The following is a 17,325-nucleotide window of genomic DNA, read 5'->3' on the forward strand; positions in this document are numbered from 1 at the left end:
GGCGTGCGACCCGCTATTGCAGGCACAATTCCACAATGAAGGACGTCGCCATGCACATCGGTGTGCCCAAGGAAATCAAGGTCCACGAATATCGCGTCGGACTGACCCCTGCCGCCGTCGCGGAACTGGCGGCGCGTGGCCACACGGTGCTGGTCGAAACCGGCGCCGGCGGCGGCATCGATTTCAGCGATGCGGATTACATCGCCGCCGGCGCGCGCATCCTCGCCACGCCGGAAGCGGTGTTCGCGGGCAGCGACATGATCGTCAAGGTCAAGGAACCCCAGCTGCACGAATGTGCCTGGCTGAAACCGCACCATGTGCTGTTCACCTACCTCCACCTCGCCGCCGACAAGCCGCAGGCGATGGCGCTGATGGCCTCGCACGCCACCTGCATCGCCTATGAAACCGTCACGGATGCCAATGGCGGCCTGCCGCTGCTGCGCCCGATGTCGGAAGTCGCGGGCCGCATGAGCGTCCAGGTCGGCGCGCATTATCTGGAAAAGGAAGCCGGCGGCCGCGGCATCCTGCTCGGCGGCGTCCCCGGCGTGGCGCCCGGCCGCGTCGCCATCCTGGGCGGCGGCGTCTCGGGGGTCAACGCCGCGCAGATGGCGGTGGGCCTGCGCGCCGATGTGACGATCTACGACATCTCGACCGCACGCCTGGCGGAAATCGACCAGATGTTCGACGGCCGGGTAAAGACCGTGTTCGCGTCACGGGCCGCTATCGCCGCAGCGGTTGAAAGCGCCCATGTCGTCATCGGCGCCGTGCTGGTGCCGGGCGCGGCGGCGCCCAAGCTGGTCAGCCGCAGCATGTTGTCCAAGATGAAGCGCGGCAGCGTGCTTGTCGACATCGCCATCGACCAGGGCGGCTGTTTCGAAACCAGCCGCGCCACGACGCACGACGACCCGGTCTATGTCATCGACGGCATCATCCATTATTGCGTCGCCAACATGCCCGGCGCTGTCGCCCGCACCTCGACCTTCGCGCTCGGCAATGCCACCCTGCCCTTCGTCCTGCGCCTCGCCGACGCCGGGGCCGCCGCCGCCATGGCCGCCGACCCGCATCTCGCCGCCGGCCTCAACGTCGCCGGCGGGCATATCCGCCACAAGGCCGTCGCCGAGGCGCTCGACCTGCCGTTCGTTGCCTGACCCCCGCCTTCCCTCCACCGCCGGGAGGGAAGCCAGATGATGGAGACCGCCATGCCCCAGCCCACCCACATCGGCTTCCTTCTCTGGCCCGACCTGACCCAGCTCGACATGACCGGCCCGGCGCAGGTGCTCAGCCGCATGCCCGGCGCCCGGCTCCATTATGTCTGGAAAAGCCGCGACCCCGTGATGAGCGACTGCGGCCTCGCGCTGGTGCCGACGACAACCTTCGCCGATTGCCCGCCGCTCGACATCCTGTGCATCCCCGGCGGCGTCGGCATCGCCCCCGTCATGCGCGATGCCGAGGTCCTGGCCTGGCTGCGCCGCCAGGCGGAAACCGCGAAACTCGTCACCAGCGTCTGCACGGGCTCGCTGATCCTTGCCGCTGCCGGGCTGCTGCGCGGCTATCGCGCCGGCTGCCATTGGGCTGCGGGCGAACAACTTGTCCTGTTCGGCGCGACATTCGTCGCCGATCGCGTCGTCATCGACCGCGACCGCATTACCGCCGGCGGCGTCACTTCGGGTATCGACTTCGCCTTCCGCATCATCGAACAGACCCATGGCCGCGACGTCGCCGAAGCCATCCAGCTGGCGCTCGAATATGATCCGGAGCCGATCGGCGGCGGCACCCCGGCGACGGCCCGCCCGGAAATCCTGGCGCAGGTCCGCGCCGCCATGGCCGGCCGCCTGGCCACCCGCGAGGCCGAGGTCGCCGCCATCGCGGCCGGGGTCAGCTGAGCGCTGTCACCCGCGCCGCCACGGCGCGCAGATCCGCGATGAACGCGGCGCGCTCCGCTGCCGCCGCCGCCGGGTCCTCGATACGCAGCAGATAGCTCGGGTGGACGGTGATCCACAGCTCCGATCCGTCCGGCTGCACGATCGCCCGCCCGCGTTCGCGCGAAATCGTCACCACCCGCCCGGTCACGCCCCGCGCCGCCGTCGCCCCCAGCGCCACGATGACCCGCGGCTTCAGCGCCGCGCGTTCGGCATCCAGCCACCAGCGGCACGCGGTGATTTCCCCCGCGCCGGGCTTGGCATGGATGCGGCGCTTGCCGCGCGGTTCGAACTTGAAATGCTTGACGGCGTTGGTGACATAGGCGCGGGCCCGGTCGATCCCGGCCGCTGCCAGCGCCGCATCGAACACCTGCCCCGCCGGCCCCACGAACGACCGCCCGGCCAGATCCTCCTGGTCGCCCGGCTGTTCGCCGACGAACATCAGCACCGCATCCGCCGGACCCTCGCCGAACACCGTCTGGGTCGCCGGCGCCCACAGGGGGCAGCGCTGGCAGGTGGCGGCGTCAGCGCGCAGGGCGTCGATGCCGGCCAAGGCCTGAGGCCCCGGACCCCCATCGAGGGAGGCCGGCTTCGGCAAGCCGCCATCATCGATCATCGTCCGCGTTCGCTTCGCCGCGCCGGCGATCAGGTCGGGGATCAGCGCTGCTTCGGGGAGGTTCTTCCAGTATTTCTTCGGCATCTCGCTGGTCATCGCGTTGATCTTCAGCCGCGCCGGGTTGAAGATGCTGGCATAATAGGTTTTCCACGTCGCCTCGAGCGGATCGTCGCCCGGCACATCGGCCTTGACCGCGCCGGGGCTGAAGGCCACCGCCTCCCCATCCCAGTGCATGCAGAGCTCGGGCGTCAGGATCGAAAAGCGCATCGTCGTGAAGCGCCGCGTGAAAAAGCCGGCATTGAGCCGCACGATATGATGTTCCGGCTCGAACCAGGCCGCAAACCGCTCGCCGGTATCGTCAGGAACCTCGCGAAACCGCACGAACGCGCGCATCTTGTGGACATCGCGCCCGACGGCCTTGGCCAGCATGTCGAGCCGGCGAACGAGCGGATCGGCACTGTCCTCCAGCAACTTCGGCCGCGCCTGCAGCGCCACCAGCGCCGCGTGCAGCAACGCGAACCGCTCCGGGTCCGAATGGCAGATCACCCGCCGCGCCAGGTCCGGGAACGCCTTGGGCACCCGCAACTCCGCCCCGCCTGCCCCCGCATCACCCCCGCCGAGCAGGTCGCCCGCATCCCCTGCGACCCGCCACGACACCGTCTCCGGCCCGATGCCGCCCGCGATCAAACTCCGCGCGGCCGTACGGAAGCCGTCGAAATCATCGGGAGAAGCGAGGGTGACGGTTGTCAAGAACAGGGCCTCCGGCGGCTGGGCCATTGGCCCAGACCCATTTGATAAACACGCCCACGGCGGTTCGGTGCCAGCCATCGAGGCGCCGGCAGCCCTTAGAACAACTCCAGCTGCGCCCGTTCCGGCTTGACCAGGGTCGCCCGCAGGCCGCCGGCATCGGCCAGCGCCACCGGCCGCCAGTCCGCCGCGATCACGAACGGCCGCAGCTTGTCGATCCCGCGCACCAGCCGCCCCAGGTCGGCAAGATCGAGCCGCCGCTGCCGCCGAACCCGCAGCACCGCATTGACCGATTTCACTCCCAGCCCGGGGATGCGCAGCAACATCTCGCGCGGCGCCCGGTTGATATCGACCGGAAACTGGCCGCGTTGCTTCAACGCCCAGGCAGTCTTGGGGTCGATATCGAGTGGCAGATGGCCGGCATCGGTGGCATCCTGCACCTCGGCCACGCCGAAGCCGTAGAACCGCATCAACCAGTCGGCCTGGTACAACCGGTGCTCGCGGATCAGCGGCGGCGACACCAGCGGCAGCACAGCGCTGGCATCGGGAATCGGCGAGAAGGCGGAATAATAGACCCGCCGCATCCCGAACCGCCCGTAAAGACCCTGCGCCGTGCCCATGATGGCGCTGTCGTCGGCGCCATCCGCGCCCACGATCATCTGCGTCGATTGCCCCGCCGGCGCGAATTTCGGCGCCGATCGGTAATGTTTGCGCGCGTCCTTGTTGTCGTCGATCGCCGTCTTCAACCCGGTCATGGCGCCGCGGATGCGCACGCCGTTCTTTTCGGGCGCCAGCCGCGCCAGGCCGGTTTCGGTCGGCAGTTCGATGTTGATCGAGAGCCGGTCGGCGTACAGTCCCGCCTCCTCGAGCAGTTCCGGCGCGGCGTCGGGAATGGTCTTGAGATGGATATAGCCGCGGAAATCATGCTCCAGTCGCAGCGTCCGCGCCACGCGCACCATCGCCTCCATCGTGTGGTCCGACGACCCGATGATCCCCGACGACAGGAACAGCCCCTCGATATAGTTGCGCTTGTAGAAAGCCAGGGTCAGCCGCACCACCTCATCGACGGTAAAGCGCGCCCGCCGCACATTCGACGAGCGCCGGTTGATGCAATAATGGCAATCGAAGATGCAACTGTTGGTCAGCAGGATCTTCAGCAACGAGATACAGCGCCCATCCGGCGCATAGCTGTGGCATATGCCCATGCCCTCGGTCGACCCGACGCCCTTGCCACCCACCGATGACCGCTTCGCCGTTCCCGACGACGCACAGGAGGCATCGTATTTGGCCGCATCGGCAAGAATGGCAAGCTTCTCGCGTGTGTCCAGATGCGCCATCCGTTCTTTCTATGTTCCATTGTTCTCCCGCGCAATGCGACATTTCGGCGAGACTCCGCAGGAAGCTGACACTGTGGTAAACAAATCTTCATCGAGGAGGGGCATCTGTGAAAAATCTGGTCGTCTTTGCGGCCGCGCTGCTGGGAAGCGCCTCGGCACAATCGGCCATTCTGTTCCAGCAGACACTGTCGCCCACCAACGGCAGCGCAACCTTCTCCGGCACGCTCGCCAGCGTGTCGGGTTATCGTGACCACCGGACCTATATCAGCGTCGGATCGGGCATTTTGAGCGAAGTCGACTGGCGGATCGCGGCGCAATTCGTTCGCTATTGGTGGGAATTGATCGACGAGGACGAATTCGGCAATCAGGAGATCATCCTGAACGGCAACACCTACCCCTATGATCCCAGCTGCGATCTGCGCCTCGACGCGACCAGCTGCCAGCATGTCAATCTCGACGGCGGCCTGCAGAACAATGCCGCCCGGCTCCTCTATCGGGCGCCGACAAGCTACAACAACTGCATCCCGTTCAACGGGGTTTTCGACGTGGTCTGCGCCACGCTCCACTATGTCGACCCGCCGCAGTTCCAGATCCGCGTCGCCGGCACATCACCGATCACGCTGACAATTTCGGACAGTCACATTGCCGGCGCCGTGCCGGAGCCCGCCAGCTGGGCGATGCTCATCGCCGGATTCGGCCTTGTCGGCGCCGCGCTCAGGCGAAAAGCCAGTGTCCGCGTCACACCACCCGACGACGATGCCAGCCGTTGCAAATTTGGTTCGGGACCGATCTTGATTGCCGGGCGTTAAGGCGCAAATCCCAACCCGATGATCAGGACAAGGACGGAAGAATGCTGCGACAATTGATGGGCACGACCGCGACGACTTTGATTGCCCGCCAGTTCGGCGGCGCCGCAGCGGGGCCCGCCGGTGCCCTGGTCGGGCTTGCCCTGCCGTTCATTGCCCCGCGCTTCGGGCCGCTCGGCATGGTCGGAATGGCTGTCGGTGCCTGGGCGATCGGCCGCATTCTGAAGGAACAGGCCGAAAAAGACGCTGCCGCAGCAACCGGCGTCACCATCGACGCCGGCCGCGCGACCGATCCTACGCTTTTGCCTTCGCGACGCTGACCAGCGCCGGCCGCAGCAACCGGTCCTTGATGACATAGCCGGCCTGCAGTTCATCGACGATGGCGCCCGGCGCATGCGTTTCATGCTCGACCTCGATCATCGCCTGGTGGCGATTGGGGTCGAGCTTCTGGCCCGCCGTCTCGACCTTGGTGATGCCGTGACGACCGAAAATCGCGGTCAGTTCGCGTTCGGTCGCTTCGATTCCGGACCGCACCGCGTCGAAGCCCTCGGCGGGCAACGCCGCCACGGCCCGACGCAGATTGTCCGCCACCGCCAGCAGGTCGCGGGCAAAGCCGGTCATCGCATAGGCCGCGGTGTCGGCCTTGTCGCGCTCCAGCCGGCGGCGTGTATTCTCGGTCTCGGCCGCCTGGCGCAGCAGGCGATCTTTCAGCTCGGCAATTTCCTTGTCCTTGGCGTCCAGCAGTTCGGCATGGTTCGCCTCGGCTGCTTCGGGCACCGCGTCGGCTTCGATATCGGGGGTCATTTCCGGCGCGTCGTTCATGTCATTCATGCTACCAACCTGCTCAATGTTCGTGCGGTATAATCCACCATGGGTATCACCCGCGCATAGTTCAACCGTGTCGGGCCGATAACGCCGACAATGCCGACCACCTGTCCGCCCGGCCCGCGATAGGGCGCCGCGATGACGCTCGACCCCGAAAGCGAGAACAGTTGCGATTCGGCGCCGATGAAAATCTTGGTCGCGTCGGCATTGCGTGCCAGTTCGAGAACGCGGATCAGTTCCTCCTTGTCCTCGAGATCACCGAGCAGCTGGCGCACGCGGTCGAGATCGACGCTCGATTCGACCAGATTGGCCTGGCCGCGCACGATCAGCACGGGCCGCGCCGCGCCATCCGACGACCAGGCTGCCAGCCCCGTCGCCACCGCCTGCGCCGTCATCGCATCGAGCATGGCACGGTCGGCGGCAATCTCCGTCGCCAGCCGATCGCTGGCGCCGGCCAGCGTCAACCCCGCCAGCCGCGCGTTGATGTAATTGGCCGCCGCCTCCAGCGCCATCGGCGGCACGCCTTCCGGCAGCTCGACGACACGGTTCTCGACACTGCCATCGGCGCCGACGAGGATGACCAGCGCACGCTGCGGCGACAGCGCAACGAAACTCACTTGCCGGATCAGCATTTCGCGGCGCGGCACCAGCACCAGCCCGGCACATTGCGACAGGCCCGACAATACGGTGGTGGTGCGTGCCAGCACATCCTCGATCGCGGCGCCGCCGGACAGCCCCGAATCGAGCAGGTTGCGCTCGTCCTCGGACGGCTCGGAAGCCTGCATCATGCCGTCGACGAACATCCGCAGCCCCAGCTGGGTCGGCAACCGTCCAGCCGACGTGTGCGGCGCTGCCAGCAGCCCCAGCTCTTCAAGGTCCTGCATGGTGTTGCGGATCGACGCCGGCGACAACCCCAGGGCGCCCAGTTTCGACAGGGTGCGCGACCCGACCGGCGCGCCGGTGGCGAGATAGGAATCGACGATCTGCCGAAAGACCTCACGCGCGCGGTCGTTCAGCTCGGCCACGGAAGGAGATTGCATGGCGGGAATGTAGGCGCTCGCCCCCATCCCCGCAACGCCGAACCCGAGCGCTGCCGTTGCGACCCGCCGCCGAACCCGCTACCGACCGCCCATATATCCAAAGGAAAGCCCATGCGCCCCAGCGGCCGCGCCCCCGACCAGATGCGCACCATCGAGATGATCCCCGGTTTTTCGGCGCATGCCGAAGGATCGTGCCTCGTCAAGTTCGGCCAGACCCATGTCCTTGTCACCGCCAGTGTCGAGGATCGCCTGCCGCCGTGGTTGCGCGGCAAGGGCAGCGGCTGGGTGACGGCCGAATATGGCATGTTGCCGCGCGCCACCCACACCCGCGGCAGCCGCGAGGCCGCCAAGGGCAAGCAGTCGGGCCGCACCCAGGAAATACAGCGGCTGATCGGGCGGTCCTTGCGCGCCGTCACCGACCTGAAGCTGCTCGGCGAACGCCAGATCACCCTCGATTGCGACGTCATCCAGGCCGATGGCGGCACCCGCACGGCGTCGATCTCCGGTGCCTGGGTGGCGCTGCGCCTCGCCATCGACGGCATTATGGCCCAGGCCGCGGCAAAAGGGACGCCGCTCGCCGGTGATCCGCTCGCCACCCAGGTCGCCGCGATCAGCTGCGGCGTCCACAACGGCCAGCCGGTGCTCGATCTCGACTATGTCGAGGACAGCGATGCCGGCACCGACGCCAATTTCGTGCTGACCAGCAGCGGCGGCATGGTCGAAGTCCAGGCGACGGCCGAAGGCGCCCCCTTCGACGAGGAAACCCTGCTGCGCTTGCTCCGCCTGGCCCGCATCGGCTGCAACGAGGTCTTCGCCGCGCAGCTGAAGGCTACCGGCCGGTAGATGCGCCGCCAGCTTGCGCCCGGTCGGCTGGTGCTGGCCACCCACAACCCCGGCAAGGTGGTGGAACTCGCCGAATTGCTCGGGCCCCACGGCCTCGACATCGTGTCCGCCGGCGACCTCGGCCTGGCGGAGCCCGAGGAGACCGGCGAGACCTTCATCGCCAATGCCGAACTGAAGGCGCTTGCCGCTGCCACGGCGTCCGGCCTGCCGGCGCTCGCCGATGATTCGGGGCTGTGCGTCGATGCGCTCGGCGGCGCCCCCGGCATCTATTCGGCGCGCTGGGCCGGCCCTGGCAAGGACTTCGCCATCGCCATGGCGCGCGTTCACGACGCCATGGGCCAGGACGGCCCGCGCACCGCGCATTTCATCTGCGCGCTGACCATCGCCTGGCCCGACGGCCATACCGAAAGCGTGGAAGGCCGCTGCGACGGCCGCCTCGTCTGGCCGCCGCGCGGCGACAAGGGCTTCGGCTATGACCCGATGTTCGTCATGGACGGCAAGTCGCGCAGCTTCGGCGAAATCTCGCGGGCGGAAAAGGAAGCCGACAACCACCGCGCAAGGGCGTTTGCGCAGCTGCTGCCGCTTCTTCCCCCCCGCTAATGGGAAACCCCATCCCAGCCGCGCCGGACCCCATCGCCCTCTACGTCCACTGGCCGTTCTGCGTCACCAAATGCCCCTATTGCGATTTCAACAGCCATGTCCGCGCCAGCATCGACGACAATGCCTGGCGCACCGCCCTGCTCGCCGACCTCGCCCATGAAGCCGCGCGCCTGCCCGGCCGCCGTCTCGCCAGCATCTTCTTCGGCGGCGGCACCCCGAGCCTGATGCCGCCGGCCACAGTCGCGGCGATCATCGACGCCGCCACGCACCACTGGCCCGCCGCGCCCGACATCGAAATCACGCTGGAAGCCAATCCCAGTTCGGTCGAAGCCGCGCGCTTCGCCGGCTTCGCCGCCGCCGGCGTCAACCGCCTCAGCCTCGGCCTGCAGGCGCTGAACGACGCAGATCTGAAGGCCCTTGGCCGCCCGCACGACCTCGCCCAGGGCCTCGCCGCGCTGGACATCGCCCAGGCGAATTTCGCCCGCGTCAGCTTCGACCTCATCTACGATCGCCCCGGCATGACGCCCGACAGCTGGGCGCCCGAGCTTGCCCGCGCCATCGCCTTCGGCACGTCGCACCTGTCGCTCTACCAGCTGACCCTGGAGCCCGGCACGCGCTTCACCGCGCTTCACGCCCGCGGCCAGCTCGACATGCCCGATTCGGACACCTCGGCCGATCTGTTCGACCTGACCCGCGCCATGACCGCCGACGCCGGCCTGTTTGCCTATGAAGTGTCGAACCACGCCCGCCCCGGCGCCGAAAGCCGCCACAACCTCGCCTATTGGACCTATGGCGACTATGCCGGCATCGGCCCCGGTGCCCATGGCCGCCGGCAGGGCGTCGCCACCGCACGGCTGAAGAAGCCCGAAGCCTGGCTGGCGGGCGTTGCTGCCGGCAGCGGCCGCAGCGAAACCCTGCTGACGCCCGACGAGCGCGCCACCGAGGCACTGGTCATGGGCCTGCGCCTCGCCGCCGGCATCGACGCGGCGCGCTTCCAGGCCCGCACCGGCCTGCCGCTAGCCGCCGTCCTGCGCCCCGACCGTGTCGTCCGGCTGGTCGACCAGGGCCTGCTCGAACAGGATACACAGGGCCTGCGGCTGACGGCCGCCGGCCAGCCGTTCGTCGACGCCGTGCTCAAGCAGATCGCGGCCTGATCAGAACAGCTCGTCGAGCAGCAGATGGAACGTCAGCTTGTCGGCATCGGGCGCGATGCCATAGGCCGTCAACAATCGCGCCTGCAGCGACGCATCGAAATCGTCGAGGCAGTTCCACAAGATCGCCAGGTCCTGCCAGCGGTCGGCGAGGCCGGCCCGCCCGACGTCGATCATCCCGACGACCTCGCCGCCGGCCATCACCAGATTGTCGAGCGAGAAATCGCCGTGTGTCACCACCAGGTCGGAGTGCAGCGGCAGCAGCGCCTGCATCGCGTCCCACACCCGTTCGGCGCTCCAACCCTGCCGCGCGTCGTCGAAGTCGTCCAGGTCGACCGATCCGGCGTCGATCCGCACCCGCGCCTGCGCCATCCGCAGGCGATGGTCGGCATTGAACGGACAGTCGACAGGCGGGATCGCATGCAGCCGCCGCAGGAAGCGCGCCAGGGCGTCGACGATCTCGCCACCACCGCCGGCGCACAGCTGCTGGTACGCCGTCTCTCCGGCGACGGCCGTCATCAACAGCCAGGCATCGTCCGGGGTGCCGACAAACTGCACCAGCCTCGGCACCGGCAGGTGATCCGCCAGCCAGCGCAGCCGCACCATCTCGTCCGTCACATCGCCCGCCAGCGTTCCATGGCCGTGCTTGAGGTAAAGGTCCGGCGCCCCGGCCTTGCCATGCAATCGATAGACGGCGGCACCCGCCGCACCGACGGTGTCCCGCGCCCAGCGATAGCCGTCGACGGCGGTGGTGATGCTCGCCGGCGTCGGCACTGGCTTGCAGGCACGTTCTCGGGCTTGACCGGTCATCGCAATTCCTGCCTCCCCACGGCGTCACGCCGGCGTTAAGACCCGAATCCCTTCGGCGCCGGCGACACCGTGTTGATCACTCCGGTGCCGACCTGCTGGACCTCCAGCATCCGTTCCGCGACGTTGCCGGCGCCAAAGCGGAATGCACCGTCGATCCCCGCAAAGCCATCGCGGCTGCCCAGCGCGGCGCGCGGGAATGGCGTGTCGAGCACCCAATTGCCGGCAAGGCTGTTGACCAGCAGCACCGAATCATAGCCGAAACTCGCCAGCCGCGACGGATTGCTGCCGAATTTGGCGCGATAGCGTTCCGCCAGCTTGCGGAACCGTTCGTCGGACACCGACGCGAACAGCGCCCCGCGCAGCGAGCCGACATTGGCCAGCGCCGGTTCGTTGTTCCACAATTCGGTGCCCATGACGATTGCGACGCCCGGCGTCACGCCCATCTTGTTCAGCGCCGGCATCAATTGCGCCGCCACGCTGCCGCTGTCGGCGATCAGCAGCGCCTGGAACGGCAGCGGTGCCGGCGTTGCCGCCGCCACCGTGCCATCGGGACGGATCACCGGCTTGCCGGCCTTGGTGCGCGCGTCATAGGCAGTGACGCTGCGTGCCGCCGCCAGCATCTTGGCCGGGTCGCGCGGATAGCTTGCGACAGCGGTCGAGCGGCCACCTGCCGCTTCCACCGCGCGCACGAAGGCGGTCTGCGCCCGCTGGCCATAGACACCGGCCGGCACCAACGCCGCGAATCGGTCGATGCCGCGGCTGCGCGCATAGCTGACCGACCGGGCGATCGATTGTGCCGGCTGGAACCCCATCACATAGACATCGCCGCCGGCAACGCTGGCATCGTTGGAAAAGCTGATGACCGGGATTGCCTTGGTCGCCGCCACCGCCTGCACGGCGCGCACATCGCCGGCCAGCAACGGCCCCAGAAACAGCCCGGCGCCTTCCGCCAATGCCCGCGCTGCCGCTGCTTCCGCCCCCTGGGCGGTATCATAGACCCGCAGGTTGACGCGGGCGTTGCCGGCATCGAGCAGCGCCATGTTGGCGGCATTGGCAATCGACTGGCCCACCGGTGCGTTCGACCCGGTCAACGGCACCAGCAGCGCGACGCGGTTCTGCGCCGCCTCCGGCAGCGGCGCCGGGGCGGCCTTGTCAGGCGCCGCGGCGGGCGGCGGCGGCGTCTGCACCCCGGTTTTCCGGGGTGTCGCGCAGGCGGATGCGAGCAGCGCCAGCGTGATGGCAAGGGCGGCACCCCGCCGCGATGCTTGCGTGTGCCGACCTTGCGCGTTCATTATGTTGCGGGCGTCGCCGCCACCCGAGCCGGTGGCCACGCCGCTATTCAGGAACACCATTTGCACTCTCCCGAACCGTCCATCGAATCACCAGCGGCTCTTGACGCGGGGCTTTACATCGTCGCCACGCCGATCGGCAATCTTGGCGACCTGTCGCCCCGCGCCGCTGCCACGCTGGCGCGGGTGGCATTGATCGCCGCCGAAGACAGCCGGGTAACGGCGCGCTTGCTCCACCACATCGGCGCGCGCGTCCCCATGCTCGCCTATCACGACCATAGCGACGACGGCGTCCGGCGCGCCATCGTCGCGCGCGCCCTGCAGGAACCCGTGGCCCTGACATCGGATGCCGGCACGCCGCTGATCTCCGACCCCGGCTTCAAGCTGGTGCGCGATGCCCGGGCCGCCGGCGTCAACATTGTCACCGTCCCCGGTCCCTGCGCCGCGATCGCCGCGCTGACCCTTGCCGGCCTGCCGACCGACCGTTTCCTGTTCGCCGGATTCCTGCCGGCCAAGGCCGGCGCCCGCGCCACCGCTATCGCCGAGCTTGCCGAGATCCGCGCCACGCTCGTGTTGTACGAATCGGGGCCCCGCCTCGCCGCCAGCCTTGCGGCGCTGGCCCAGGGCCTTGGGGATCGTGACGCCGCCGTGGGCCGCGAGCTTACCAAGCGCTTCGAGGAGACCGTCACCGGCCGCCTGAGCGAGCTTGCCACCCGCTATGTCGACGCACCGCCGCGCGGGGAAATCGTCATCACCATCGCACCACCCGGCGCCGCCCCGGCAGCGGACGCCGAAACACTTGATGCGGCGCTGCTTGCAGCGCTCGCCGACGCCAGCGTGAAGACGGCCGTCGCTAGTGTCAGCGCCGCTCTGAAACTGCCGCGGGCGACCGTTTACGCGCGCGCACTGGCGTTGAAACGGAACTGAACACCCATGAAGCGCCCCGATTCGGCCGCGCGCCGGCGCAACGACCGGCGTGGCCGCCGCGCCGAAACCATCGCCGCCTGGTTTTTGCGCGCCAAGGGCTATCATATTGTTGCGCGGCGCGTGCGCACCCCGGCCGGAGAGATTGATATCGTTGCCCGCCAACGGGACTCGCTGGTATTTGTCGAGGTCAAGGCGCGGCGAACACTCGACAGCGCGATATTTGCGCTGCATCCTGCTGCATTGCGGCGGATCGAAGCCGCGTCGCGCGTGCTTGCCCCCCGTTTCGGCGCTGGCTGCACCACTACGCGGATCGATGCGGTGCTGGTGCGGCCATGGGGGTGGCCAGTCCATATGGTGGCGATCTGGCGGGAGCGTATGTGATGGAGTTGAACGATCTGGGCTTGCTCGACGATGGCGATATCGACCTCGTCGAAGCCGGCATTGCCCTGGCCCGCGCCGACCGGCCCGAAGCCGATGCGTCGCGGCTGCGGCGGCTGGTCAGCGGCTGGGCGATCGCCCTCCAGCGCGACACGCCCCCCGTGTCGGGCTCCGGCCGCGCCCGCCGCCTTTCCAACCTCATCGCCAGCGAGGCGGGACTGACCGGCGCCAGCGACGATTACGACAATCCGCTCAATGCCGATCTCATTGCCGTGGTCGAGCGCGGCCGCGGCCTGCCGGTCGCTCTGTCGATCCTCTATGTCGCGCTCGCCCGCCGCGTAGGCTGGCGCGCCAACGCGCTCAACCTGCCGGGCCATGTCATCGTCGAGATCAAGGGCGGCGTCGACACCGCGCTGATCGACCCGTTCGACCATGGCATGGGGATATCCCGCGACCGCGCCGTCGAAATCGCCCGCCACGGCGGCGGCGACGCCGCAACGGCCCGGTTCGAACCGATGACCAACCGTCAGCTGCTCATCCGCCTCATCACCAACCAGGCCAGTCGCGCTCGCAGCGGCGGCGACACCGTCCGCGCCCTGCGGCTGTATGAACGGATGACCGCCATCGCGCCGCGTCTGTCGAGCCTGTGGTGGGAGCGCGCCCGGCTCGAACAGTTGCTCGGCCACAACAACGCGGCGCGGGGCAGCCTGACGGCGATGCTGGAAACCACCCACGACACCGCCATGTCGCGCCGCATCCAGGCCGCGCTGGCAGCGCTCGCCCGCTCCGAAAGCTGACAGCGCTGCCGCCAGGGGTGGCGGGCGCCGGCGCCAGGCGCTACCGCAGCCGCACGCCGCTGTTCAGGAAGCTCCATGTCTCTTCGCATCGCCGTCCAGATGGACCCCATCGAAGCCGTCAACATTGGCGGTGATTCGACCTTCGCGCTGATGCTGGAGGCGCAAAAGCGCGGCCACAGCCTTCATCATTATCTCGCCACGGCGCTGTCCGCCGAAAACGGCCGTGTCCGCGCCCGCGCCCGGCCGCTCACCGTGCGCCCCGAAAAGGGCGCGCATTTCGCCTGGGCCGGCGACACCGCCACGCTCGACCTGGGCGAGGATGCCGATGTCGTCCTGATGCGGCAGGACCCGCCGTTCGACATGGGCTATATCACCGCCACCCACCTGCTGGAGATGGTCCAGCCCGAAACGCTGGTGGTCAATGATCCGGCCGAGGTCCGCAACGCCCCCGAAAAGCTGTTCGTGCTGCGCTATCCCGACCTGATGCCGCCGACGCTCGTCACCCGCAGCCTCGATGAAGCGATGGACTTTCGCGCCCGCCACGGCGCCGTCGTCGTCAAGCCGCTCTACGGCAATGCCGGAACCGCGGTGTTCCTCATCGACACGGCCGACGGCAATTTGCCGGCGCTCGTCGAATTGTTCGGCACGGTTTGGAACGAACCCTTCATGGTCCAGGCTTTCATCCCGCAGGTCAGCGCGGGCGACAAGCGCATCGTCCTTGTCGATGGCGAACCCGCCGGCGCCATCAATCGCCTGCCCAAATCGGGGGAAATCCGCTCCAACCTCGCCGCCGGCGGCGCGGCGCACGCCACCGAGCTGACACCCCGCGAAGCCGAGATCTGCGCGCGTATCGGGCCGGAGCTGAAGGCCCGCGGGCTGGTCTTCGTCGGCATCGACGTCATCGCCGGCCATCTGACCGAGATCAACGTCACTTCGCCCACCGGGATCGTCGCGATCGACCGCTTCAACGGCACCAACACGCCGGCGCGCATCTGGGACGCCATCGAAGCGCGCCACGCCGCCCGGACCTGACGGCTGCGCCGCGGCAGTCAGTTCTTGGGCGGCCCTGACACGCGTTCCCACGCCCCCAGCACACAGCCGCCGAACTGGATGCGGCTGAAGGGGTCGAACACATTGACGACATCGCCCCGGCACTGGCGATTCTGCGTCGATTGCGTCGCCAGCGCGCGATTTGGGCCATAGGCCGGACAGGCTGGCCCGGTATTGCGCCACCAACCCTGCGACGTGCGCACATAATAGCCGTGGGTGGCGGACAGTTCCTTGGCCCGCAACGCCCTGTTTTCCAGGCACAGCTGCGTTTCGGGCGCGGCATCGGCACGCGCTTGCCCAGCCTGAGCCGGCGCCGGGGCCGGCGCGCTCAAGGCGGGTGCCGCCACAGCGCAGCCCAGCGCGACAATCAGCAGGCGGTCGAGTCGTTGCATCGCAATCCTTTTCTGCCCCCCTGACAGCGTATCACCGCGCGGCCGCCTGCGCCAATGCCGTAAAGCCCACCGGCCGGCGGCCTCGCGCGGGCGGACGCGCGCTGTGCGGCGCATCAGGGTCCTTTGCGCGCTCAGATTCGGTCAGCATGGGCCGGATAACCCAAGCGCGCATACCCCCCGAACGGGGGTAACGGCACGGTCGAAATCCGGATAACGCCGTCACGTCGAGGAAACAGGTGCAAGGCGATGTGGTTTGACGCACCCGAGCCATCCCGTCGGACCCTGCAGAGAACGCAGCGTGCGGCACGCGAACAGGCAGTACGCGTTAACCGTGGAGAAATATTCAGCTTGCGAAGCTGTCCTTCGCCGCACGCCGCAGACCGAGCTCGGTCGCATCGCGGGCGCGGACGAAGGGATTGGTTGCACGCTCTTCGCCAATGGTGAACGGGACCGTTGGCAAAGCGCGTGCGCGGCGCGCGCCGACTGACACGGCGCGCGCCGCAAGCGCCGCATTTTCAGGCTCCACAGTCACGGCAAATCGCGCATTGCTCTGGGTGTATTCGTGCGCGCAATACACCCGGGTCGCATCGGGCAGCGCCATCAGCTTGCCCAGCGCCGCGAACATGTCGGCGGGCGTGCCCTCGAACAACCGTCCGCATCCCATGGCGAACAGCGTGTCGCCCGGAAACAGCACGCCGTCACGGTCGAAGGCATAGGCGATATGCCCGGCGGTATGCGCCCCGACATCGAACACCCGCGCCACGGAAGCACCGACCGCCACCGTGTCACCGTCACCCACGGCCCGGTCGATGCCGGGAATCCGCGCTGCCTCGCCGCGCGGACCCGTCACCTTCGCGCCGGTGGCAGCGACAATGGCCAGGTTGCCGCCGACATGATCGGGGTGCCAGTGGGTGTTGAGGATCTGGCTGATTGTCCAGCCGCGTTCGGCAGCGGCCGCCAGCACCGGTTCGGCAACGGCCGGATCGATGACGGCGGTGTCGCCGCTTGCCGCATCATGCGCCAGATAGACATAATTGTCGCTGAGCACGGGAATCTGGACGATCTCCAGCGTCATGGCCATTCCCTTCCGCCGACCACCAGCCGATCGACGCGCAGCGTGCCGATGGCGAGGTCATCGATGCGCGCCCGCCGCACCCGCAGGCGCCCGACGACCAGCCGCCCGATCGCCAGCGCTCCGATGGCAAAAGCGCCCACCGCCAGCGCCCCGACCGCCGCCGCGCCCAGCGCCGAACTGCCCGTGGCGCTCGCCCCCGTCGCCGTTGCACCGGTGGCGGTGGCGCCGGTGGCGACGGCACCCTGCGTGACGATGGACAGGTCGCTCGTCATCACCAGCTGCCGGTGTTGGCCATCGATGCCCAGGGCTCGGCCGGCGCGAGGCGGGGGCCCGCCTGCAGCAGCTCGACCGAAATGCCGTCGGGCGACCGCACGAACGCCATGTGCCCGTCGCGCGGCGGCCGGTTGATGGTGACGCCGCCGTCCTGCAGCCGCTGGCATGTGGCGTAGATGTCGTCGACCGCATAGGCCAGATGGCCGAAGTTGCGCCCGCCGGTATAGCCGCTTTCATCCCAATTGTGGGTCAGTTCGACCTGGGCGCTTTCGTCCCCCGGCGCCGCCAGGAAGATCAGCGTAAAGCGCCCGCCTTCATTATCGATACGCCGCACCTCCTTCAGCCCCAGCAGGTCGAAGAAATGCAGCGTTGCCGGCACGTCCGACACGCGGATCATGGTGTGGAGATATTTCATCGTCGTTCCTTCAAGACCTCGATCCGGACTGCACG

Annotated in this window: 21 protein-coding genes; 11 read left to right on the forward strand and 10 right to left on the reverse strand. The window is 68.3% G+C overall.

What is annotated here, in order from left to right; translation table 11 throughout:
- Nucleotides 1-50 precede the first annotated feature (50 nt).
- Entirely contained in the window at nt 51-1,148 is a 1,098-nt protein-coding gene (gene ald, locus GGQ62_RS07700; RefSeq protein WP_152578370.1) for an alanine dehydrogenase, read from the forward strand.
- 51 nt (nt 1,149-1,199) lie between these two features.
- Nucleotides 1,200-1,883, forward strand: coding sequence for a DJ-1/PfpI family protein (locus tag GGQ62_RS07705; RefSeq protein WP_152578371.1), 684 nt, complete (start codon nt 1,200-1,202; stop codon nt 1,881-1,883).
- Here GGQ62_RS07705 and GGQ62_RS07710 read toward each other — a convergent pair.
- Together GGQ62_RS07710 and GGQ62_RS07715 are read right to left on the reverse strand one after the other, a co-directional pair.
- Nucleotides 1,876-3,285 (reverse strand): UdgX family uracil-DNA binding protein, encoded by a 1,410-nt coding sequence (locus GGQ62_RS07710; RefSeq protein WP_152578372.1) that lies wholly within the window; start codon nt 3,283-3,285, stop codon nt 1,876-1,878. The genes GGQ62_RS07705 and GGQ62_RS07710 overlap by 8 nt on opposite strands.
- Before the next feature lie 95 nt (nt 3,286-3,380).
- Nucleotides 3,381-4,619: a putative DNA modification/repair radical SAM protein gene (locus tag GGQ62_RS07715; RefSeq protein WP_152578373.1), complete on the reverse strand. Its 1,239-nt coding sequence runs from the start codon at nt 4,617-4,619 to the stop codon at nt 3,381-3,383.
- A gap of 107 nt (nt 4,620-4,726) precedes the next feature.
- Here GGQ62_RS07715 and GGQ62_RS16350 point away from each other — a divergent pair, with 107 nt between their 5' ends.
- Nucleotides 4,727-5,428, forward strand: a complete 702-nt coding sequence (locus tag GGQ62_RS16350; RefSeq protein WP_243446674.1) for a PEPxxWA-CTERM sorting domain-containing protein — start codon at nt 4,727-4,729, stop codon at nt 5,426-5,428.
- Between the two features lie 41 nt (nt 5,429-5,469).
- A complete protein-coding gene (locus GGQ62_RS07725; RefSeq protein WP_152578374.1) occupies nt 5,470-5,745 on the forward strand; it encodes a hypothetical protein in 276 nt (91 codons plus the stop codon).
- Here the strand turns inward: GGQ62_RS07725 and GGQ62_RS07730 are convergent.
- Nucleotides 5,720-6,256 carry a nucleotide exchange factor GrpE gene (locus GGQ62_RS07730; RefSeq protein WP_152578375.1) on the reverse strand — a complete coding sequence of 179 codons (537 nt, stop codon included), beginning with the start codon at nt 6,254-6,256 and terminating at the stop codon, nt 5,720-5,722. The two genes, GGQ62_RS07725 and GGQ62_RS07730, sit on opposite strands and share 26 nt — an antisense overlap.
- On the reverse strand, nt 6,253-7,290 hold the full coding sequence (gene hrcA, locus GGQ62_RS07735) for a heat-inducible transcriptional repressor HrcA (RefSeq protein WP_152578376.1): 1,038 nt from the start codon (nt 7,288-7,290) through the stop codon (nt 6,253-6,255). The genes GGQ62_RS07730 and hrcA overlap by 4 nt, the downstream gene beginning before the upstream one ends.
- 111 nt (nt 7,291-7,401) lie before the next feature.
- On the opposite strand from hrcA, the gene rph reads away from it, so the two are divergent.
- The 3 genes from rph to hemW are packed head-to-tail and all read left to right on the forward strand — an operon-like array spanning nt 7,402 to nt 9,887.
- Nucleotides 7,402-8,133 (forward strand): ribonuclease PH, encoded by a 732-nt coding sequence (gene rph, locus GGQ62_RS07740; RefSeq protein ID WP_152578377.1) that lies wholly within the window; start codon nt 7,402-7,404, stop codon nt 8,131-8,133.
- Nucleotides 8,134-8,733 (forward strand): RdgB/HAM1 family non-canonical purine NTP pyrophosphatase, encoded by a 600-nt coding sequence (gene rdgB, locus GGQ62_RS07745; protein ID WP_152578378.1) that lies wholly within the window; start codon nt 8,134-8,136, stop codon nt 8,731-8,733.
- Nucleotides 8,733-9,887, forward strand: coding sequence for a radical SAM family heme chaperone HemW (gene hemW, locus GGQ62_RS07750; protein ID WP_152578379.1), 1,155 nt, complete (start codon nt 8,733-8,735; stop codon nt 9,885-9,887). The genes rdgB and hemW overlap by 1 nt, the downstream gene beginning before the upstream one ends.
- Here the strand turns inward: hemW and GGQ62_RS07755 are convergent, their stop codons facing one another.
- Both GGQ62_RS07755 and GGQ62_RS07760 read right to left on the reverse strand, forming a co-directional pair.
- Complete coding sequence (locus GGQ62_RS07755; protein WP_152578380.1) at nt 9,888-10,694, reverse strand: APH(3')-I family aminoglycoside O-phosphotransferase; 807 nt, start codon at nt 10,692-10,694, stop codon at nt 9,888-9,890. It abuts the gene before it with no gap.
- Between the two features lie 35 nt (nt 10,695-10,729).
- On the reverse strand, nt 10,730-12,046 hold the full coding sequence (locus GGQ62_RS07760) for a penicillin-binding protein activator (protein ID WP_243446228.1): 1,317 nt from the start codon (nt 12,044-12,046) through the stop codon (nt 10,730-10,732).
- Here GGQ62_RS07760 and rsmI point away from each other — a divergent pair, their 5' ends adjacent.
- The 4 genes from rsmI (at nt 12,047) to gshB (ending at nt 15,117) form a co-directional block, all read left to right on the forward strand.
- Entirely contained in the window at nt 12,047-12,910 is an 864-nt protein-coding gene (gene rsmI / locus GGQ62_RS07765; protein WP_153401396.1) for a 16S rRNA (cytidine(1402)-2'-O)-methyltransferase, read from the forward strand.
- A 6-nt stretch (nt 12,911-12,916) separates the two neighbouring features.
- On the forward strand, nt 12,917-13,291 hold the full coding sequence (locus GGQ62_RS07770) for a YraN family protein (RefSeq protein ID WP_152578381.1): 375 nt from the start codon (nt 12,917-12,919) through the stop codon (nt 13,289-13,291).
- Entirely contained in the window at nt 13,291-14,085 is a 795-nt protein-coding gene (locus tag GGQ62_RS07775) for a transglutaminase family protein (protein WP_167649526.1), read from the forward strand. The genes GGQ62_RS07770 and GGQ62_RS07775 overlap by 1 nt, the downstream gene beginning before the upstream one ends.
- Before the next feature lie 75 nt (nt 14,086-14,160).
- Nucleotides 14,161-15,117, forward strand: a complete 957-nt coding sequence (gshB, locus tag GGQ62_RS07780; protein ID WP_152578383.1) for a glutathione synthase — start codon at nt 14,161-14,163, stop codon at nt 15,115-15,117.
- 17 nt (nt 15,118-15,134) lie between these two features.
- On the opposite strand, the gene GGQ62_RS07785 is transcribed toward gshB, so the two are convergent.
- The 4 genes from GGQ62_RS07785 to GGQ62_RS07800 form a co-directional block, all read right to left on the reverse strand.
- Nucleotides 15,135-15,527 (reverse strand): hypothetical protein, encoded by a 393-nt coding sequence (locus GGQ62_RS07785; protein ID WP_152578384.1) that lies wholly within the window; start codon nt 15,525-15,527, stop codon nt 15,135-15,137.
- A gap of 343 nt (nt 15,528-15,870) precedes the next feature.
- Nucleotides 15,871-16,602 (reverse strand): hydroxyacylglutathione hydrolase, encoded by a 732-nt coding sequence (gene gloB, locus GGQ62_RS07790; protein WP_152578385.1) that lies wholly within the window; start codon nt 16,600-16,602, stop codon nt 15,871-15,873.
- Complete coding sequence (locus tag GGQ62_RS07795) at nt 16,599-16,874, reverse strand: hypothetical protein (protein ID WP_243446229.1); 276 nt, start codon at nt 16,872-16,874, stop codon at nt 16,599-16,601. Before GGQ62_RS07795 ends, gloB begins: the two co-directional genes overlap by 4 nt.
- Nucleotides 16,874-17,290, reverse strand: a complete 417-nt coding sequence (locus GGQ62_RS07800; protein WP_152578386.1) for a VOC family protein — start codon at nt 17,288-17,290, stop codon at nt 16,874-16,876. The genes GGQ62_RS07795 and GGQ62_RS07800 overlap by 1 nt, the downstream gene beginning before the upstream one ends.
- Nucleotides 17,291-17,325: the final 35 nt, after the last annotated feature.

It is taken from the genome of Polymorphobacter fuscus, assembly GCF_011927825.1.
GTDB lineage: Bacteria > Pseudomonadota > Alphaproteobacteria > Sphingomonadales > Sphingomonadaceae > Sandarakinorhabdus > Sandarakinorhabdus fusca.